This window comes from Acaryochloris sp. IP29b_bin.137 (genome assembly GCF_028285745.1).
GTDB lineage: Bacteria > Cyanobacteriota > Cyanobacteriia > Thermosynechococcales > Thermosynechococcaceae > Acaryochloris.
This window is the reverse complement of record NZ_JANQOP010000372.1, coordinates 1-20,531: the sequence shown is the minus strand read 5'-3', so window position 1 is coordinate 20,531 and position 20,531 is coordinate 1. Positions and strand designations below refer to the sequence as shown.

General features: G+C 48.4%; 18 protein-coding genes and 2 tRNA genes. 9 read left to right on the top strand and 11 right to left on the bottom strand.

Features of this window, described 5'->3' with window-relative positions; genetic code table 11:
• Window positions 1–366, top strand: a 366-nt coding sequence (locus tag Q0991_RS24965) for an AAA family ATPase (RefSeq protein WP_366525064.1), incomplete at its 5' end; no start/stop codon positions are given.
• Window positions 367–1,044: 678 nt separating this feature from the next.
• Here Q0991_RS24965 and Q0991_RS24960 read toward each other — a convergent pair.
• On the bottom strand, window positions 1,045–2,541 hold the full coding sequence (locus Q0991_RS24960) for a hypothetical protein (protein ID WP_299493789.1): 1,497 nt from the start codon (window positions 2,539–2,541) through the stop codon (window positions 1,045–1,047).
• A 554-nt stretch (window positions 2,542–3,095) separates the two neighbouring features.
• Here Q0991_RS24960 and hpnA point away from each other — a divergent pair.
• The 3 genes from hpnA to Q0991_RS24945 all read left to right on the top strand — a co-directional run bounded on the left by hpnA (window position 3,096) and on the right by Q0991_RS24945 (window position 6,855).
• Complete coding sequence (hpnA, locus tag Q0991_RS24955; protein ID WP_299493787.1) at window positions 3,096–4,091, top strand: hopanoid-associated sugar epimerase; 996 nt, start codon at window positions 3,096–3,098, stop codon at window positions 4,089–4,091.
• 116 nt (window positions 4,092–4,207) lie between these two features.
• Window positions 4,208–6,172, top strand: coding sequence for a serine/threonine-protein kinase (locus tag Q0991_RS24950; protein ID WP_299493785.1), 1,965 nt, complete (start codon window positions 4,208–4,210; stop codon window positions 6,170–6,172).
• Window positions 6,173–6,321: 149 nt separating this feature from the next.
• Window positions 6,322–6,855 carry a GNAT family protein gene (locus Q0991_RS24945; protein WP_299493783.1) on the top strand — a complete coding sequence of 178 codons (534 nt, stop codon included), beginning with the start codon at window positions 6,322–6,324 and terminating at the stop codon, window positions 6,853–6,855.
• 107 nt (window positions 6,856–6,962) lie between these two features.
• Here Q0991_RS24945 and Q0991_RS24940 read toward each other — a convergent pair whose 3' ends face one another.
• From Q0991_RS24940 to Q0991_RS24915, 6 genes are all read right to left on the bottom strand, one after another.
• Window positions 6,963–7,724, bottom strand: coding sequence for a tRNA(His) guanylyltransferase Thg1 family protein (locus Q0991_RS24940; protein WP_299493780.1), 762 nt, complete (start codon window positions 7,722–7,724; stop codon window positions 6,963–6,965).
• Window positions 7,721–8,164, bottom strand: coding sequence for an AAA family ATPase (locus Q0991_RS24935; RefSeq protein WP_299493778.1), 444 nt, complete (start codon window positions 8,162–8,164; stop codon window positions 7,721–7,723). Before Q0991_RS24935 ends, Q0991_RS24940 begins: the two co-directional genes overlap by 4 nt.
• Before the next feature lie 49 nt (window positions 8,165–8,213).
• Window positions 8,214–9,746, bottom strand: coding sequence for a slipin family protein (locus Q0991_RS24930; RefSeq protein ID WP_299493776.1), 1,533 nt, complete (start codon window positions 9,744–9,746; stop codon window positions 8,214–8,216).
• A 415-nt stretch (window positions 9,747–10,161) separates the two neighbouring features.
• Window positions 10,162–10,234 (bottom strand) — tRNA-Val (locus Q0991_RS24925).
• A 3-nt stretch (window positions 10,235–10,237) separates the two neighbouring features.
• Window positions 10,238–10,307: transfer RNA gene (locus Q0991_RS24920), tRNA-Leu, on the bottom strand.
• 193 nt (window positions 10,308–10,500) lie between these two features.
• Window positions 10,501–11,304, bottom strand: coding sequence for a hypothetical protein (locus Q0991_RS24915; protein ID WP_299493774.1), 804 nt, complete (start codon window positions 11,302–11,304; stop codon window positions 10,501–10,503).
• Between the two features lie 520 nt (window positions 11,305–11,824).
• Between Q0991_RS24915 and Q0991_RS24910 the strand changes: the two genes are divergently transcribed.
• Entirely contained in the window at window positions 11,825–12,877 is a 1,053-nt protein-coding gene (locus Q0991_RS24910; RefSeq protein ID WP_299493772.1) for a DUF3474 domain-containing protein, read from the top strand.
• A 148-nt stretch (window positions 12,878–13,025) separates the two neighbouring features.
• On the opposite strand, the gene Q0991_RS24905 is transcribed toward Q0991_RS24910, so the two are convergent.
• Together Q0991_RS24905 and Q0991_RS24900 are read right to left on the bottom strand one after the other, a co-directional pair.
• Entirely contained in the window at window positions 13,026–13,613 is a 588-nt protein-coding gene (locus Q0991_RS24905; RefSeq protein WP_299493770.1) for a DUF721 domain-containing protein, read from the bottom strand.
• A gap of 69 nt (window positions 13,614–13,682) precedes the next feature.
• A complete protein-coding gene (locus Q0991_RS24900; RefSeq protein ID WP_299493768.1) occupies window positions 13,683–14,540 on the bottom strand; it encodes a tetratricopeptide repeat protein in 858 nt (285 codons plus the stop codon).
• A gap of 246 nt (window positions 14,541–14,786) precedes the next feature.
• On the opposite strand from Q0991_RS24900, the gene pyrH reads away from it, so the two are divergent.
• The 4 genes from pyrH to Q0991_RS24880 are packed head-to-tail and all read left to right on the top strand — an operon-like array spanning window position 14,787 to window position 18,665.
• Complete coding sequence (gene pyrH, locus Q0991_RS24895) at window positions 14,787–15,515, top strand: UMP kinase (protein ID WP_299493792.1); 729 nt, start codon at window positions 14,787–14,789, stop codon at window positions 15,513–15,515.
• A complete protein-coding gene (frr, locus tag Q0991_RS24890; RefSeq protein WP_299493766.1) occupies window positions 15,502–16,050 on the top strand; it encodes a ribosome recycling factor in 549 nt (182 codons plus the stop codon). The genes pyrH and frr overlap by 14 nt, the downstream gene beginning before the upstream one ends.
• A gap of 1 nt (window position 16,051) precedes the next feature.
• Window positions 16,052–17,182 carry a geranylgeranyl reductase family protein gene (locus Q0991_RS24885; RefSeq protein WP_299493764.1) on the top strand — a complete coding sequence of 377 codons (1,131 nt, stop codon included), beginning with the start codon at window positions 16,052–16,054 and terminating at the stop codon, window positions 17,180–17,182.
• A 49-nt stretch (window positions 17,183–17,231) separates the two neighbouring features.
• Complete coding sequence (locus Q0991_RS24880; RefSeq protein ID WP_299493761.1) at window positions 17,232–18,665, top strand: YdiU family protein; 1,434 nt, start codon at window positions 17,232–17,234, stop codon at window positions 18,663–18,665.
• 9 nt (window positions 18,666–18,674) lie between these two features.
• Here Q0991_RS24880 and Q0991_RS24875 read toward each other — a convergent pair whose 3' ends face one another.
• On the bottom strand, window positions 18,675–20,231 hold the full coding sequence (locus Q0991_RS24875) for a phosphate ABC transporter substrate-binding/OmpA family protein (protein ID WP_299493759.1): 1,557 nt from the start codon (window positions 20,229–20,231) through the stop codon (window positions 18,675–18,677).
• A 98-nt stretch (window positions 20,232–20,329) separates the two neighbouring features.
• Window positions 20,330–20,470 carry a photosystem II reaction center protein PsbN gene (gene psbN, locus Q0991_RS24870; protein ID WP_010477325.1) on the bottom strand — a complete coding sequence of 47 codons (141 nt, stop codon included), beginning with the start codon at window positions 20,468–20,470 and terminating at the stop codon, window positions 20,330–20,332.
• Window positions 20,471–20,531: the final 61 nt, after the last annotated feature.

The following is a 20,531-nucleotide window of genomic DNA, read 5'->3' as shown; positions in this document are numbered from 1 at the left end:
TGCCGTCAAGAGCAAAAAGTGAGAGTTTATGACCAGCGACTTAAATCCCCTTTAAGGGGCTCTTCCAAGCCTCCGGTTTTACCGGAGGTGTTTGACTTTTCCAGAATGATAGAAGCTGAGATCGCAAGAGCGTTAGCCGGAAATCCCAAGCTAATTCTGGCAGATGAACCTACGGCAGCCCTAGACTATCAGCGGGGCCATACGATTATGGAATTGCTGCGAAAATTAGCCAAGAAAGAAGGCTGTACTGTCCTTATGGTGACTCACGACCCCCGGATTATGGATATCGCTGATCGGGTAGTCTATGTGGAAGATGGACTGATTACACCGAAACCTGCCAATCCTTCTTTTGTCCATGAGCCTTAAGTGATGGATGTTGTTCTCGTTGGATGATCTAAATTTAGAGAAAGGATTATGCCCGTAAAAACCAGATGGTGGCGAAAGATTCACTATCTTGAAACCATTTGATTTCTTCGTTTCGATACATCGCGTGATGATCCACATCATGAGTATGCGGTTAAGTCCTGGACTACGACCACTGGAAATTCAACGCACCACAGTACATCATTCTTGGCGTTGAATAAAGAGCTGTATTGAATCCATCAATCGCGTCTGGGAACAGAATCAACAGAATATTGGAATCAGCGGCAGCATCTTGGATTTCGATTATGTCGGTTTGATCAGCAAGGTAGGATTCGAGGTATTGATATCGTTAGGTTCCGTCGATCGTTTCGATGAAATCTGAGTCCAAACAGATGTTGCCAAGATCCTCACGGAACTGCCAAGTCGGATTGCGATTTTCCCATGTAGCGTATTCTTCGTTCATTGGGTTCTGGTTCCCACTGTGCTTCGGTGTACAGGCATGCCTCGTCGCGCGATGCGAATTTTCCTGCGTAAACATGAAGTGTGGGTTTCATTGTTTATGTAAAACCGAATGATTTTCTACCAGTGGACTACGTTTCCAATAACCCACAGCAGATAATCTATCGTTGGTCATGGAGCATTGAAATTGTTATGCTACTGCGTAAAACGGTTGATGTTTAGTTAAGGCTTCAATATTTCCTTTGTCCCTTCAATGAAGAATGTGGCGACGGGATGATCAATCATTTTCTTTAAAGCTGCAAAACTACCAGCTTTGAGTCCTCTCATGATTCGAGACTGTAATTCTGGATTATTTTCAACTTTATCAATAGCCCTAGCACCTAAAACCCTATTACTATCATGAGGATAATCTTTTGATAGCTGATTCAATAAATCTTGAATATCCTTAGCTGCTTGCCACAGATCTTGAGAGTTATTGACTTGGATATCAATTTTATCGCCCATGACTTTATCGCCCGCGACATTATCACCTAAGCCATATTGATTGATATGAGTTTTCATAATAAAACTCTGAATTATAGATGGTTTACCAAATAGTTCTGGAAACAAGCGTTCAAGAGTATTTATATAGTAACCTCTATGCTTACCGAGTGTTTTCTCTACACGCTGAATTGCTCGTTCTACACTAGGTTGCCATTCACGCTCGATACGAACTGAGCTAAGAAGTTCTGATGACTTGGATGCTCTTTGTGAAAGTGTGCTGATGTCGCACACCAATTTATTGACAGACTTATCAGGCCCAATCTCGAGTTCTTGAAATAAAGTTGATAGAAGTTGCCTGACTTTAATTATTCTTTTGTCCTCACGAAGTTCATAAGCTAGTTCCATTAAAGTGTGAGGCTGAGCGTCTGGATTGGTTTCAAGTATCATGCCCAACGCATTTCTCGTCATAGTTGACCGTACTCTTTCGAGATTGCTATCAAGGCTACCAATTCGAGCAGAATGATAGACAAGAGACCGGACACGGGAAGGTAAATGAATATTCCCACTCAAAGATGCTGATGTATCATACCAACGAGAAATAGTTATTAGAGTAAGGAAATTACATAAGACAAATTCTTGAATAGCATCGCGATGTGGCAGCTCCCAATAATGATTTGCTAAATGTTTTTCAACTACCGAAGATAGCGATTTCACAGGACGTTCTGGAATTAATTTGACCAACTCTTTGTCAAAGATGAGCGGCGGTTTCTTCTTAAAGTGATATTCTCCAAATTTTCCTGCCTCAAATACTGAAGAATCATCTCCGAAAAAAGCTGCGGCTTCTCGCGTAATCCATTGCCTCCAATACATCTCCCATCCTGTGAGAGATCGATCTAGTCGCTGTAAATCATTCCCAACCACTGTTCGGAATTCTACGTCTTCAAGAAGTGTCTTGGGAGATTGATCTGACTTGGGAGAAACAATTTTGACAGATTCGCTGAAAAGATCTATTAGGTCATGGCCTGGTCGTGAATCTCCCACCATTCCAGGTGAAGCAATTTCAATACTATCTCCATAGATAATGGCAAAAAACCAATCATCAAGACAGGACAAATATGAATCCCTGCACTCCTGTCTAACTGACCTTGTTTCAGGTACATCAAATAATATTTCACCTGCGTATTGTGCTGTAACTCCTTCAAGAGTCCAATTAAATATCTTGGCTTCCTTTCTCATACTTCATGAAAAGGTATACAGATATTGTCAGCTTAACCAACATTACCAATGATGCGTCATTGGTAATGTTGGTTTACTTGTACTTCGAAGCACCAGCCTGCACGGAAGAGTTTTGGCCGCATAACTACCAAGTATACGGATAGAAGCATAAATATCCGATTCTGGAGATATTATCCATTAAAAGTATTTTAAATCCAAAATAGAGAGATTATTGATTCAAAATCGGTTAATTCAGGATTCAAGAAGGATGCAGCCGTTTACTGTCTTAAAAAGACTAGGGTTGAAAAGTTTGCGCTTCCAAAGACCGGTGCGATACATTTCGTGCATTGTACGCTAGCGTTGTTTAGGTATTGTTCTCTTTTAGGCCTCTTGCAATATTCATTTCATGATGTGCTACTTACGCAAAGAATGTCGCGATCTGACTCGAATTTTAAGTCCTCTACCATATCGTTAGTTGAATTATGCAAGAGGTCTTTTGTCTCTTTGCTGATGCTTGTTAGGTAGAATATCTACCTCGTCTACTAGACCACCCGAAGTGGCAAAGAGCCTGAGTTATGGCCAAATTAAATGTTTTTGTAACTGGTGCAACCGGATTCATCGGCGCTAATCTAGTTCGCTTACTGTTGTCGGAAGGCCATCAAGTACGAGCCCTGGTAAGACCGCAAAGCGATCTGACGAACCTAGCGGGGTTAGACATGGAGCAGGTGACTGGACAGCTCACCGATGACGACTTGAGTCAAAAATTACAAGGCTGTCAGGCACTCTTTCATGTAGCAGCCCATTACAGCCTCTGGCGGGCGGACCGCGAACAGCTCTGGCAAAGTAATGTGGAGGGCACTCGCAATCTCCTACAAGCAGCCCGAGACGCAGGGACTGAACGCACCGTTTACACCAGTTCTGTGGCCGCCATTGGCGTTAAAGCAGGGAATAGTGCCGATGAAACCTATCAGAGTCCGGTGGAGAAGCTGATTGGTGACTATAAAAAGTCGAAATATTGGGCAGAGCAGGAAGCCCATAAAGCCGTCCAAAGGGGCCAGGATATTGTGATTGTCAATCCCAGCACTCCCATTGGTCCTTGGGATATTAAACCCACGCCCACAGGCGATATGATTTTGCGGTTTCTGCGGCGGCAGATGCCCTTTTACTTGAATACCGGACTGAACTTAATCCATGTGCAAGACGTGGTTCGCGGCCATCTGCTGGCCCTAGAAAAGGGAAAAACGGGAGAGCGCTATATTCTGGGGAATCAGAATATGACCCTAAAAGAAATGCTGGATGTGCTGGCTGAATTAACGGGATTGTCTGCTCCCAAAGGCGAGATTCCCGCATGGATTCCCCTGACCACCGCTTGGATCGATGAAGTGGTTCTGGCGGCGATGGGCAAAACCCCCTCTGTGCCTTTAGCTGGGGTACAAATGGCCAAGCAAATGATGTTTTACAACCCTGCCAAAGCGATTCAAGAATTGGGACTGCCCCAAACCCCAGTCCGCCAGGCGCTGCAAGAGGCCGTCGATTGGTTTGTTAGCCATGACTACGTTCCCCAGACATAATACAGACTGCAATGTTTTGAGTCTGAATCCTGCAAAATGCATAGGGCAGCGTTAAATTAACGATAGAGTAATGTGTTCCTCCTGAGACTCGCAAACTCTAGCCCCAGAGAAGAAAAATGGTTTGCTGCCTAAATCCTGACTGCAAAAAGCCAATTAATCCTGATTCCCACAAGTTTTGTCAGCAATGTGGCACGCCCCTCGTTCACTTGTTGCGAGACCGCTTTAAGGTGATCAAGCCCCTCGGTCGAGGTGGCTTTGGTAATACTTATCTAGCGGAAGATCTAGATCGGCTGAATGAGCCTTGTGTGGTCAAGAAGCTCACCTACCAAGCAACAGAGGCTTGGGAACAGAAAAAAACGATTGAGATGTTTGCCAGCGAAGCCCGACAGCTCAAGCAGTTGGGACATCATCCGCAGATTCCCAAGCTGACGGCCTATTTCCAGGAAGGTCAGAATTTATATCTCGTCCAGCAGTATGTGGATGGCCACAACCTGATCGAGCTACTAGAGCAGAACGGAGCCTTTAGTGAGCAACAAATTCGCCAGGTTCTACTGGATGTATTGCCCGTTTTGCAAAGCCTGCATGATCAAGGGGTGATTCATCGTGACTTAAAACCTGACAACATCATGCAACGGCGAGATGGCAAGCACGTGCTGATTGATTTCGGTGTGGCGAAGCTACTGAAACAAACGGCAATGGCCCATGCTGGGGCTGGCACTATTGTCGGGTCGCCGGGTTATGCTTCGCCCGAGCAGATTCAGCGGGGACGAGCGACGCCTGTGGGCGATCTGTACGGTTTGGGATCGAGCTGTTTCCACTTGCTCAGCCATGTCTCTCCCTATCACCTGTCTTTAGAGTTCAATTACCTCTGGAGCGAGGACTGGCAGCAATATATAGCTCAATCCCTCAGTCCTGAACTCCAAAAAATTCTCGATAAGCTACTGCAAATTGAACCAGCTCAACGTTATCAGTCTGCCAATGAAGTATTGCAAGATCTGAAGGTGGTACCGGAGTTGCCACTGCCAAAAATCACCTTGCCCACTCGTTCCACTCTGCCTGGGAAATTCCCCCAACTGTCTGGGAAAATGTGGGCTGCGATCGCATCTCTCGGTTTGATCGGTGTATTCGGGATTGGATACGTTGCGATACAGGCTAACAATACCGTATCTGTATCGCCCATGAGCCGATCAGAAGCCCTGCTCCGGAGTGGGTATGAGAAGTATCGGGCGGGAGATTATGAAGGTGCGATCGCAGATTATGACGAGTCTATTGATCTAGATGACCAGAATGCTGATGCCTTTAACGAGCGCGGGCTAGCCAAATACGGCCTCCAGAACTATCAGGCCGCCCTGTCCGACTATAACCAGGCTTTGACCCTAGACGACCGACATACCAATGCCTACGGTAATCGGGGGCTTGCGAAACATGCCTTGCAGGACTATCAAGGGGCGGTCGAGGACTACAATCAGGCGATTCGACTCAATCGTCAATATGCCTATGTCTATCACAACCGGGGATTGTCCAAATACAACCTCAAGGATTTGCAGGGGACGCTTTCAGACTACGATCAGGCTCTGCGCATTGACCCGAAACGCGAAGATACGTTGCGGAACCGGGGCCGCACGCACTATGACTTAGGTCAGTTTCGCGCTGCTTTGGCAGACTATGATCAGGCGATTCGCCTGGATGGAGAGAATGCCAATGCCTATAATGGCCGCGCTCACGCCAAAGGCAAACTGGGGGATTGGAAAGGTGAGTTAGCGGACTTTGATAAAGCGCTGGAGCTGGATGACCAGCTGATAGATGCATACAATGGTCGGGGCTTGGCTAAATATAATCGCAAAAATTATCGAGAAGCCATCCAAGACTATAATAGGGCGATTCGCTTAGAGCCGGACTATGCGGTTGCTTACTTTAATCGCGGATTTGTCAAAGAGGTTCAGAACAATGTTGAAGGGGCAAAAGCAGATTTCCAAAAAGCTGCGGATCTCTATCAGAAACGGGGCGATCAGCGTCAGCAAGATGCATTGCGAGAATTAAGACGACTCCGAGTAGCGGAAGCTAAGCAAGTTGGGAATTAATGTATCAAGGGCGAAATATCTGCGTCCAGCAATGCTGAAAAAAATACTTTGGCTACCTTGGGATGATGGGTCTGAGTATCAACAACGGTCCAGCATGGGCTAGGTAACAAGGGCAACATAGAAAGTCGTGATGTGTAGGAGGTGGATGTATGATGGCCACAACCCTTTGCACCCAAAGACTGACTCTTGAACCTCTGACATTAGCTGACATACAAGCCATTTATGCTATTGCTAAAGAGAGACAAAGCATAGAAGACTTCCAATATGTTGCTAGCAGTGTCGATGACGTTAAGGCATGGTTAGAACCCAGCTACCATGACCCGACCCAATTCGTCTGGATTATACGAAAAGAAGGACATACGATTGGTCTTTTTGAAGTGTGCTTTGAGGCCGAGTACTCTGATTTAGAGGACAAGGTTTGCCGAATCGGATATTTTCTCGACTTTAGAGAGCATAATCAGGGTTATGCAACGGAAGTATTACTCACAGTCAGAGATTGGTTATTTGGTTACATGGATGTTGAGCGGATTGAGGCAGGGGTGACACTGTGTAATATACCGTCCTATCGTGTGTTGGAAAAAGCAGGATTTACTCGCGAGAAAATCGTTAAAGGGAATTGGAGATGGTACGGCAAATTTTATGATAGTGCCTACTATTATCTGCTTAAAACGTCTACTATTTGACGTTGAAAGTAATTTTGAATGCAGATAAGGTATTGTAATTGCCCATAAGAAACTACGAAAATGAAGAGTCGAATGGGTTGGTTGCAAAAATGCATAATGTGCATTCGTTAAGCAGCAATCAGGTTCTGGATAAATTGGCTATAGTCATCTTTCATAGGTAAGTTAGGTTCAATACTGATTTTCATGCGGGTCACTTGAGAGGTTTGCCCTGAAAGCGGATTGACTCCTTGCTTTTGATAAGACTGCCAATAACAGCCAACGCCTCGTTTTTGCCAGTTGGGTAAGTTGTTAAAGTTGATCTGGCCCTGTTGAAACAGCAGTTCATTCTTATCCCCAACCGATAGTCTCTCCAATTTAGCTGTTGCGGTACCAGCTGACTCTCCCTGTTTCCGTAACATCCAGTAGCAATGGGCATTTAAAGCATTGCGGTGGGCATCTTCTTGTCGCCATCGAAAGTAGTCAGTAACTAAATCAACCGTTGGCAGTTGGGAGATGCGGCAGTCAAAGGCGGCAATACTGCCCAGCGTCAGTGATAGTGTGGCGCTAGCTTCTGCGGCTAATACGGAGTTGAGTTTGCGTAGCTTTCGTGCAAATGTCTGCTCCTCTGGGTGCAACAGTAGAGAGATTTCATCGCTTTGGGTATAGCCGTAAATCACTCGAAAGCCGCAGTTCATTAAATGTTGAACGGTTGCCACCATAGCATCGCGAAACCTGGGATCAAATGGAGCTTCAAAGTGATGCATTTCTTTGGTTAAGCGCGTAAAATTACGGCCATCTAAACGAGCCACCATCTGCAGTCCAGGTAAGACACAGATGTCATGGGCTGTTTCAAAAACTCTCAGTTTGGCATCTAGTTCAGAGAATTTCATGATTGCCAATCCTCAACCGCAAACTGTTGATTCGGAAGAATCCGAACATAAAACAGCTGGTCAAATCCTTCGTCATAGGTCGGCAGGATCAAGCGAGCGGCAGTACCTCGGATGCCTTTATCTGGGATTCGTTGGTCAGGATTGCGATCGCGGTTCCGCATTAGGGCAGCCGCCAGCTTCGATTCAAAGTAGTACCCCATGATTGAGAAACCCTGCTGTTGAGCAGGCTGGATATACCGCTGTCGCTCAACCAGAGTGGGATTGGTGTTATCCACCACAAACTGTTGGCGGGTTTCCAGACAGGTGGACAAAAACTGTTGCTCACGATGCCTGGTCTTCAGCATATCCAGATTAATCCGCATATGCGTCCGCCCAAACTGATGGTGATAAAACGTCGATTTGCCCGTCGCTTGAATTCCCACAAAGATCACTGCTTCCATAGCTTGCCTCAGCAAGGAGCTAATAGCAGGGAATTAGCTCCGGTTGACCTTATTCTCTCGAGCCGTTAATGCGGATCATCTCTGTCAAGATGCTATCGAGACTGCCATTAACATGGATATGCTCAATTTTGTCGGCAATCCGCTCCAGCACCTCCAGCTCTTTCAAGCGCAGAGCTACGGGATTACTCTCCATTACCTTAGCGGTATTGAGCATACTGCGCGTGGCAGCCGTTTCTTCCCGACGGCGAATAACGTTGGCTTGGGCAGATTTCTCTGCCTCCACCACCTGACAGAGAATGGACTTCATCTCTCCAGGCAGGATGATGTCTTTGACGCCGACGGATGCGATCGCAACCCCATACTGCTCCGTTTTCTCGCGAATATAGTCAGAGACACTGGCATCAATCGCCCCCTTATCTTCTAGGAGTTCATCCAGAGACTTTGTCCCCACTGCTGAGCGCAGAGCAAACTGCAACTCCTTGTATAGATAGTCTTCAATATTGCTTAAGCCCGTCTTGGCCTGCACCGGATCTGTAATCCGATAACCCGCCGTTAGGTTTAGGCGCAGAGATACCTTATCCTTGGACAAAATTTCCTGACCCGATACCTCTAGGGTTTGCAAACGCAGATCCACCACTTCCGTTTTCCAGGAGCGACCAAAGGTCCACCAGACATGCCAGCCGGGAGATAGAGTATCCATCAACGCACTGGCTTCATATAGCAACCCTAAATGCTGGGCTGGGACTTCCAGAATATGCAAGGCATCCAAGGTCAGATCTAACACTTCCGGCAAGCCAGCGACCAGCTCAGCCACCAATGCCGGAGAAAGCTTGGCATCTTCACTGATATCAATCACCTCTACAGCAACCCCTTGCCAGAACAGCTGGCGACTGCAAGGAGGCAAAATCGTAATGACTTTGCCCTGATGGCGGACAATGGCTACTTCCTGATTCCCCAACTGCACGGATTCACAGTGGCTGGCAACAAAATCAGGATGCTGTTCGATCAGCACCGCTTCAAAAGCCAGATCTGGATCAGGACGGGTGCGATCATAGCGGGTAATACTGACCTTGCGATCGCACGTCCAAAACCCATACTCGCCAGGGGCTAGCGGTCGGACAAAATTATCCTGTTCATACAGCATCCCCAACTGTGATTCTGGGATCTGAACCCGGTGTAGATCGGGTGATGTCACATCCCGCAACCGCTGGACAAACTGGGAAGGCAGCTCAATCCCTTCATCCAGGTTAAACAGATGCACCTCCACTTCAATAAAGCCACGCCAAAAGGATTGCAGTTGGTTGGGACCAATCGTGCACCATTGCTGTCCTAACCGCACTAGAGCCGCCTGGTTATGGGCCGTACGCACCACGGTAAAGTACTCATTCATGCTGTGGGCATGGGTTTGTAACAACAGCTCCAAATGGTCGATCTGAGCTTGGGGCTGATTTAAATCAAAGGTCTTCACATGCCAATGCCACCCCATGCGGCGGTGGGTGCCTGGCAGCAAAAACATTTCAAACTTGCTGCGATAGAATAACATGCCCCGCTCATGGGGCTTGATGTAAAACGACTTAAACATTGATATTTCCTTCTTCTTCTCGTGCAGGTCCATCTGCACATCTAAAAGCACCCGGAGCTGCTGGCATCAACAGTTACAGTGCGGGCCATCGCCTGGGACTGGCTGGATTAAGGTGGGACTGAACCGCAACTCAACCCGAAGGTTAAGCGTTAGTCCAGTCTCCAACAGATAGGCCGTTTGCGGGGGCAGCCTCTGGAGCTTCCCCCAGAATTTGCGCCGCAAAAGAACCCACTCAAGCCGATCCTCAACTGCGATCGCGCTGGCTTTTGGCTGTTGTCACGACCATCACCAGGTGAGCATCATGACGCGACGCCAACAACCGAGTGCATCTAAAAGTGGATTCGAACCACCTTGGGATTTCTCCCGTGTCCACTGAACTCGTCCCAAACGAGGTGCCCCTACCCAGGGCTGGGGGGTGAAAGAACAGGATTTGAACCTGTGTCCGTCAGAGTGTGAGTCTGATGCTCTACCAACTGAGCTAGCTTCCAGGTTTCTCAATGTAGGACTCGAACCTACGTCCCCCGAGGCTGTCTCGGTGCTCTCCCGCTGAGCTAATCGAGAAATGGCGGATCAATCTTGTGGGCTTGGCGGTACACCGATTAGCAATTCACAGCTTCAAGGTGCCAGTCAGATATCCAGAATCTGAACCGCTGCCTCACCGCACGCCTTTGGTCCAGTGGTCTAACCTAACACACTCAAATCAGAACGACCATCACTTGCCTAGAAGTCCCCTGCTCACCGACCCCAGATCTAACTAACGTCTCTGAGAGGTGGTTGGAATTTGAACTGGAGCAGTGGATTGGGGAGCTGTAGAGGTAGAGGGGGCCAGAGGGTTGGTTGGATTCGGAGGAATATTGGGGAACGGTTGTCCACCCGTGGGGAGTGCAGGCGTACTTCCCGGAACCGACAACAAGGGATCGTTCGATGTGCTGGGAAGCGGTGGAAGGGGATCAGACAAGGAATGGACCGCCAATGCCAATTCCACGGTCATGCCATTTTTATCTTTCTTTTGCCACTCAATCTTTTCGACAATCGCATCGTGGGGAGACTGAATATCCTGCAATGCCAGAAGCTGCGACTCGATGGTTTTCAGCTCATTGAGCAAGCGCTTTTTCTTAGTGGATGAATCAGTTTGTCCCTGCTGGGCTTGAGTCGAATTCAGGGAATTGAGTTGGGCAATCGCCTGTTGGAGCTGGACCTGAGCGTTGGATTTAGCCAGTTGCAGCTGAGCTAGCTGCTTTTCCTCATCGGGAAGCGGGAGGGTTTGGCGGGCAATATCCGTGTAAGGAGAGTTTGCCAGAAACTCCTGAATGGCTGCGTCAGCTCGACGGACCTGCTCTCGGGCCTGTTTGACTTGTGCTTCTGCTGCTGTGGAGTTCAGAGGTGCGACTGGAATGTCTTCTGTTGCGGCTAACAATACCGCCTCTTGCTGAACCTTTTGGCGGCGCGCCAGAATTTGTTGACGTGCTGCTGACCGATCAACCAATATTTGCCCCTTAACAATTAAGTCTCCCTGCTTGACCCGTAGCGATTGTGGGGAGTCTACAATTAGCTTCATTTTTACTGGTTTTGAGTCGAGCGGAGCCGGGGAGGCTATCGTCTCAGGGATGTTTGTTGGGGGTTTGGGTTTTGATTTGGAGCTTGATGAACTGCAGCCGCTGACCAACAGCAGAAGTACGCTGATAACGCCCAGTGAGCGTAAAGATGCTGGGTTAATCTGAAAGTATTTTCTAACCAGGCTTGGAGTGGTATTCATAGCAAAATCTTCTGAATATTGGCTTAGAGGATACGTATATTATGTTGCGTGAGGGGTCCCATCCACCCGTAGGAACTCGCCCAAACTTAGCAGCGAAGACACACCGGACCACAGTTGAGCTTAGTCTCTTTGACCTTTCTGCGAATTGACTTTGATCACTCATCCGGTTTACTCCAAGCCAATACTAAGAATTGTTAAGCTAACCCCTCAATATTTAAATTTATGTAAACATTTTTGGGAGTAATGACTTGGTTTTAATTACGACTTGTTAAGGGATAGAATGAAACACGACTCATATATCCTAAGGAAGCATTAAAACTTCGTGCAAAACTCAATCACTGTTGAAACAGAAGACTCCGCTGTCGCTGGGTCCCGAGAGTTACCCTTCACCCTTCAAGACATCAGAGCCGCTATTCCCCCCCATTGTTTTGAGTCTTCAGCTTGGAGATCCCTATCTTATTTCTTTTTAGATATCGGTATTATCGCGGGTTTATATGCCATTGCCGCTCAAATCCATGCTGTTTGGTTTTGGCCAATATTTTGGGTGGCGCAAGGCACCATGTTCTGGGCTTTATTTGTGGTCGGTCATGACTGCGGTCACCGGTCTTTCTCAAAATACCGATGGCTCAACGACCTTATTGGCCATCTTAGCCACACCCCCATTTTGGTCCCCTTCCATGGATGGCGCATTAGCCACCGCACACACCATGCCAACACGGGTAACCTAGCGACCGATGAAAGTTGGTACCCGCCCACGGAAACGGCTTATCGAAATATGCCCAAAGACGTCAAATTTGTTCGTTACTATTTGACTTTGTTGGCCTATCCCATTTACCTATTCAAGCGATCACCGGGTCGGAAAGGGTCACACTTTTTACCTAGTAGCCCATTATTTAAACCCTCTGAGAAGTGGGATGTCATTACCAGCACGGTTCTCTGGGGGGCAATGGTCGCTTTCTTGGCGGTGTTGACCTACAACTATGGGTGGTGGTTTTTTATCAAGTATTATTTGGGGGCCTATCTGGTTTTTGTGGTTTGGTTAGATGTTGTGACGCTCCTTCACCACACGGTTCCCAGTATCCCCTGGTATCCCGACGAGAATTGGTATTTTTTAAAGGGAGCCCTTTCGACGATTGATCACGACTATGGCTTCATTAACCCCATTCATCACAATATTGGCACCCATGTTGCTCATCATATTTTTCTAGGGATGCCTCATTATCATTTGCTGACTGCGACGGAAGCGATTAAGCCAGTGTTAGGGGAGTACTATCGGAAATCCTCGGATCCAATTTGGAAGAGCTTATGGACTGCGTTACAAGATTGCCGTTATGTACCGGATCACGGTGAGAAGGTCTATTACCAGCGTGACTAAAGGCGCTAAGCATAGCTTTGTGTGGCATTAGTTTTTTGCTGAGCGCAGAACCGTATCCCTATCGGTGGCTAAGGGATTGCCCGATGGCGGGTTCCTTGCCCAGAAGGATATTTGGAACGTTGACTTGGACTGCGATCGCAACTCCACTTCACGGGGAGTTTGAAGGGTTAGGGGCATCAATAGGCTGTTCGATCGGTCGGACTGCACATAAGCTACAAACCGTCCACCGCTTCAATTCCGTGATTGGGGTTGGACATTGACACCGTGGGCAGGTTGGGAATCCCTGAAAACGCTGATGTATTGCTTCAGTCCATCGATCAAATGCAGCGGTTGGATCCGATGGATTCGAACCCGATTTAAGCTGAGGTAGCGGGTGTGGGGGCATTAAGTTAACTGGCGTGATCGGGGGGGGGACGCTCAGCCGCCGAGGCTTGGCAGACCGCCTTGGCCACTCACTGGTTGTAAACCGAATATCTGTCAACGCCTGCTGGGTTTGGGTATTTAGCTTTAGGAGAATCCGATTGCGTTCAAAAGCTAAATTCTGTGCCCAAGCGGAACTAGAGGTCGCAACAAGCAACACCTTTCGAGCCGTAATTTGAATGGGTTGGGATTGAGCAGCGACGGCAGGACCAACAATTTGAGACCAAGTATCTAGTAGACGAACGAATTGTTGTTCCTGCTGCCATTGAGTTTGTTTTAAGGACTTTAAAACCTGCTGAACGGGCTCTAAGGACATCGCAAGGACTGACGAAATGATTAAGTGAATACTACCGCCAAGGTTCCCTTGGAGCTAGTCCCCTTTTGGTCATGGACTAAAGGTGCCTTTTTGCTCTGCTAAGTTCAGGAAGCTTGCCATATCTTCAATCAGAGCAGGTGGCCACCGTCGCACATCCGCCAGCCAGTGGGTATCTTTATAGCGGGAGTCTAAGCCAATGGCAGCGACCCAGTTACTTTCAGCTTCTCCAACTTGACCTTGATGCCATAGGGCTGCAGTAATGGCAGCCCGCATATCGGCAAATTGGGGATATTTCCGAATCAAATTGCGCATGGTGCGAATGGCTTCGTCTTGCTCACCAATTTGATACAAAGCCAAGGCATAATTTCCGCGAGCAAAAGCAAACTGGGGGGCTAACTCCGCCGCTTTTTGATAGTCGGCCACGGCTTCCTGCCAATTCCCCTGCCCTGCCTTGGCATTTCCGCGATTGTTAAAGGCAGCAGGATCTTGCGGGTCCAGTTCTAAGACTTTGTTGTAATCTGCGATCGCAGCCTCCCAATTCGTCAATCCTTCATAAACCGTCCCTCGATTTAGATAAGCATCCGGCTGGTCAGGCGCCAATTCCACCGAACGATTATAATCCGCTAAAGCCGCTTCAAACTGACCTTGACTCACTTTGGAATTACCCCGATTACTCCAAATCGCTGGATTCTGGGGTAGGAATTCCAGGGCATCAGTCCAATATTGTTCTGCAGCTGTAAAATTTCCGTTATTGGTGGCTTCCATGGCTTTTTGGAACAGCTTCTCAACCTGAGTTTCTAGCTCAGTCGTGTAGGGCGGAGAAGCGGTATCGGCAAAGGCTGGAAGTGTGGTGGAGGGGAGTTCGATGCTGAACAGCAAAAGCAGTACGCATAAACTTCGCAATGTCCAGTGAAACAGGGACCTCATAATCTGCAACCTTATTCTCAACACTTACTATCTGTTTTTAACCGTAGCGATTTTGCCCAATCATGGGTTTTGAAGAGAGGGGCAACGGTTTTGCTTCAACGACCAACCCATGACGGCTTGCATCCTTTCCATCATCCCTTAGGTTGTTTCTGAAAATTTGCATCGGATCATTTTTAACCCTCCGCCTGAGCCCTAATCCTGCTATGTTAATTGGGGAGCATTTTGAGTAATCACAGTCATCATTGCATGGGGAATACCTATCAGCGGGTCCTATTAAAGCTCAGTGGTGAAGCCCTGATGGGGAATTTACCCTATGGTATCGACCCCACCATTGTGCAAGGCATTGCTGAAGAAATCGCCGATGTTACCCGCCAAGGCATACAAGTGGCCATCGTCGTGGGAGGTGGCAATATCTTCCGTGGCGTTAAGGGTGCGGCGGCAGGCATGGACCGAGCAACCGCAGATTACATTGGCATGATTGCAACGGTGATGAATGCCATGACGCTGCAGGATGCTCTAGAACAGATGGACATTCCCACCCGCGTTCAAACGGCCATATCCATGCAGGAGCTGGCCGAACCTTATATCCGTCGTCGGGCCATGCGTCATTTGGAAAAAGGTCGGGTGGTCGTTTTTGGCGCTGGGTCTGGCAATCCTTTTTTTACCACTGACACCACCGCCGCATTGCGAGCTGCTGAGATTGATGCCGACATCATTATGAAGGCCACCAAGGTAGATGGGGTGTATGATTCCGATCCGAAGATCAACTCAAATGCTCAGCGATTTAATAGTTTGACCTACGGACATGTCCTCACCCATGACTTAAAAGTGATGGACGGAACTGCGATCGCACTCTGCAAAGACAACGACATTCCGATTCTGGTCTTCGATCTATCCGTTTCTGGAAATATTCGGCGGGCCCTATTGGGCGAATCCATTGGCACTATTGTGGGAGGTTCTTGTGAAGTTAGCTGAGGCCGAAACGTTAATGCAGAAGTCTGTTGAGGCCATGCAGCGGTCCCTCAACACGATTCGGACGGGGCGAGCCAATGCCTCCTTACTCGATCGGATTACCGTGGACTATTACGGCACCGAGACCCCGCTGCGATCCTTAGCGACCATTAGCACCCCAGACGCGAGCACGATTACCATTCAACCCTTTGACCCGAGTAGCTTAACCGATATCGAAAAAGCCATCTCTCTTTCCGATTTAGGTCTCGTCCCTAACAATGATGGGTCAGCCGTCCGCCTCAATATCCCCCCTTTAACGGAAGAACGACGTAAAGACTTTGTCAAAATGGCAGGCAAGATTGCTGAAGAGGGAAAAGTGGCCGTTCGCAATATCCGTCGAGACGCCATCGATACCGCTCGCAAACAGGGTAAAAGTGGTGACATCTCTGAAGATGAATCCAAAGATCTGCAAGACAAAATTCAGGGGTTGACCGATAAGTACACCGGCCAAATTGATAAAATCCTGGCCGAGAAGGAAAAAGAAATCACCACCGTTTAATATGTTTGATTGCATTATTGTCGGGGCGGGGCCAGCAGGCGGAACCGCAGCCTATCATCTCGCCAAGAAAGGTCGCTCTGTTCTAGTCCTAGAAAAGGAAACCTTACCCCGCTATAAACCCTGTGGCGGTGGCGTCTCGCCCGTGGTAGCGGAGTGGTTTGACTTTGATTTCTCGCCCGCCATTTCCCTAAAGGTGAAGACCGTTCGCTACACCTGGAATATGGAAGATGTGGTGCTAGCGGACTTACAGACGCCAGAGCCGATCTGGATGGTGCGTCGAGATATTTTTGATCATTACTTGATTCAGCAAGCCCAAAAACAGGGGGCAGAACTGCGGGACAACACGGAAGTCAAAGGGATTGAATTTCAATCCGATCATTGGCAGGTGAATACTGCCAACGGGACCGTTGCCGGGAAATATCTGATCGCGGCGGATGGGGCCAAAGGACCCATGGCCAGATGGTTAGGCTTTAAGGAACGCAAGCGCCAACTCGGTGGCGCTTTGGAAGCCGAAGCGATGACAGAGATTGAGAATCCTGAGACAGTTCATTTTGAATTTGGCCTTGTTAAAAACGGCTATATTTGGAACTTTCCCAAAGCAGATGGCTATTCCATCGGCATTGGGGCTTTTCGAGGGGGGGAGCGTCAAGATTTACGGGCCATTGTCACTGAATATTCCAAGATGTTTGGCGTTGACTTTAAATCCATCCGTCAGCATGGTCATCCCCTTTGCCTGTGGAGTGGCGATCAAACCCTTCATACTCAGAATGCGCTCTTAGCGGGCGAAGCGGCCTGCGTCGTCGACCCCTTCACGGCCGAAGGTATTCGTCCTTCCATGTTTAGTGGCTTAAAGGCATCTGAGGCCATTGATGCCGCTCTATCTGGTCAGAACGACGCCCTGGAAAAGTATTCTGAAGTGATTGCTGCTGAATGGGGCAGTGATATGAAGTGGGCCCAACGACTCGCAGGGGTGTTTTACCGGGTACCCAAGTTTGGCTATCAAATTGGGGTCAAGCGCCCCAGCGCCACCCGCAGAATGGGCCAGCTCCTCTCAGGTGAAGTAGGGTATAAAGACGTGGCCAATAGCGCTATCCAACGGCTAAGCAAGGGGATCATTCCTGGGGTTGGTTGAGATGGATTCTCCCTTCTCTTAACTTCAAGGGCCATCACCTGATTTCTCTATGTCAGACCCATCCACAACGAACCTGCTGCTCAGCTTAGCGTTTGAACCGGCATTGGAATCCTTAGGAGAGGGATTTTATGACCCAGTCGCAGCGGCTGAATTCCCGCACCACGTCTTGCGATTTCGCAATGATGATGTGCTGGGCCAAATGGGACTCGAGGCCCAACAGATCAGCGATATCGATTTTGTGGAAGCCTATGGCCAATTTCAAAATCGAGAACCCTTACTGGCCCTGTGTTACCACGGTTATCAATTTGGAGACTACAACCCTCGATTGGGAGATGGCCGCGGATTTTTATACGGCCAGATCCGAGGGACGGATGGAGAACTTTATGATCTAGGCACCAAAGGATCAGGAACGACGCCCTATTCCCGCAGCGCTGATGGTCGCTTGACCCTCAAGGGGGGAGTGAGAGAGGTCTTAGCGGCAGAAGCACTCCATCATTTAGGGGTGCGAACATCGCGCTGTTTGAGTTTAATCGAGACGGGAGAGTCCTTATGGCGGGGGGATGAACCCTCTCCCACCCGCTCTTCAGTGATGGTGCGGTTTAGTCGGTCCCATATTCGCTTCGGCACCTTTGAACGGCTACTGGCGCTGCAGCGACCAGACTTAACCCAAACATTACTGGATCATGTCGTCCAGTACTACTATCCGCACCTCTGGCAACAGCCAGATGCATATGCTCGCTTCTATGCCGAGTTAGTTCAACGAACGGCGGAGTTGGTGGCCCAATGGATGTCGGTAGGGTTTTGCCATGCCGTCCTGAACACGGACAATATGTCGATTACGGGAGAGAGCTTTGACTACGGGCCTTACGCCTTTATTCAAACCCTAGATCCAAACTTCACCGCTGCCTATTTCGATCATTTTCGGCGCTATAGCTATGGCAACCAGCCCACCATGTGTCATTGGAATTTGGAAATGCTGCAGCGACCTCTGGTGGCTGTGATTTCCCAGGCTGACTTAGATGCGGGGTTGGAAACATTTAAGGAGCATTACTACTCTGCCTATCGTCAGCGAATGCTAGGGAAACTGGGGTTTGAGCCCACGGACACGACGGAAGCGGAAGATTTGCTGGTACTGACGCTGGATTTTTTGCAGCGATCGCAAGTCGGATACCATGACTTCTTCGCTGAATTACGGCTACAGTTTCAAGACACTTGGCGCGTTGATCCAGGCCATATTTTCAGTGAGTCAGAGCTATTGAGTCTGCCGCAATGGCAAGCACAGTTGGAACAATGGCGACAGCTCTATCACCGCTTGCTCCAGCAATATCCTGATACTGAAATGGACGCGATTAGACAGCGACTGCAGCACAATCCCCTGACGGTGATTACGCGTCCCCAAATTGAAGCGATTTGGGAGCCGATTGTGGCAGAGGATGACTGGCAACCCTTCTATGATTTACTTCAGAAACTGTGCCAGCCTTAAAACATAGGGCTAACTAATGCGCACCAACCGAATTTCAGTTCGCTGATTGCGGGCATCAGCAGGTGAAATCCCGGGTAGCGGTGTACTGAATCCTTTCCCCTCAGCTTGAATCGTTTGCTTAATGCCGATTTGTTTAAGGTACTGAACAACCACTTGAGCCCGTTGTTGGCTCAGGGTTTGATTCAAACTGGCAGATCCTGTTTTGGAGGTATGGCCAATAACCCGGACCGCAATGGTATCGGGGTTAAATTCTGCGATTTCCTGGGACAGCTTATCCAGCGTTTGACGACCTGTGGCGGTTAAATCAGCAGCACCCACCGCAAACTTAACTTCCCCGCGCACTTTGAGGTTGCCAATACTGGGGGCAGATTTAATGTCAGCGGACGGTTTGGCTGCCGTGGGAGCGGTTGTTTTCCCTTCTAACTTTTGCGCTAGCTCTGGATTATCAGCCCGAACGATATCAATTAATTTTTTCGTATTCTCAGCGGCTTGACTGATAAATTGAGGATCATAGAGTTGTGCAGGGTCATCCGGCACTTGGTTTAAATTGCCCGCGAGGACCAGTACCGCAGCTGTTGATGTAATTCGCTGATTGAGCGTTTCTTGCTGCATCCATCCCTGAGCCTCTAGGGCGGTGAAGAAGTTGATCCCTTTGAGGACCGTATCTGCATCAGCCGCAGACAGACTTCCATCGGCAGCAATTTGGTCTTGCATCTGAGAAGTATTGCTAATGCCCGATTCGATCCGTCGATAATAGGTGGCGAGGAACGCAGAAATTTGCTCTGGCTGGGACTGGATCACTTTGTCCGAAGCGACTAGAATATCCACGATCGTATTCGGCGCATCTTTGCTGGAGAGAACGACGGTGTGGCCTTGCTTGCGAGCTTGAGAAACAAAAGGCTCCCAGAGCACTGCGATCGCAACATTCTCCTTCGTATCCTGCATCAGTTTCCAAGCCTGAGAGGCATCTTCCACCTTAATCACACGGAAATCAGAGAGATTAAAGGCATCAAACTTGGTATCTAAGACCAGCGCCAAATATTCACTGGGCGTATCACCCGCATAGACGATGGCATATTGTTTGGATTGTCCTTGCTGTACGAGCTGACTCAGATTGATCAAGGATTTGAGCTGGGGAAACTGGCGGGTATTTAGTACCACCGCATCAGCCCCCACTGTTCGATCGATCAATCCCACAATTTTGCCCTTTGGCTTTTGCTTTAGAAACTGATCGAGGGTCGTGACGATGAAATCTGCTTTGCCCTTTCCAAGCGCCTGGGCTCGTTCAGATTGGTCGAATTCATCTGCATATTCCAGACGAATCCCAGGTTCCCCTAACGCGTCTTTAAACGCATCACTGCGAAACGTGCTGTAACCACTAAATGTATCCCCCAAGACCTTTAAGGTCCCTTTGGTTCGCCGAGTCCCCCCATTGTCCGCTGATGGCCCTAGTAAACTGGGTAATAGGTCTGGGGCAGTATTTTGCAAAAGTAGCAGCCCGCCCGCGCTCAAGCCTAATGTCAGGCCGATAGAGGCAAGGAGGGCAATATTTTTATTTTGAGGCATGGACTCACTCTAGACGTGCCGCAAAGCCATCCTAGCAAGCTTGTATCAAGAGATACCTTACTTCGCTAAACGTGAGCTATTCGGGCAAAAGTAGCGAATTAATCCTCGTGTTCTTCGAAGGGATCAGCGAGCTGTTTGGATGGAGGACCAAAGGCTGTATAGAGTGAAACCGCAGTAAAGGCAATGGTTACAGCCAAAATGGTTATGATAAGAACTGTTGCAGGGTCAGAAAATTGCATTTTTTTATGAGTATCTTTCCTTTATAATATTACGATAAGTTAAAAAATAGTGTTGTTTGTT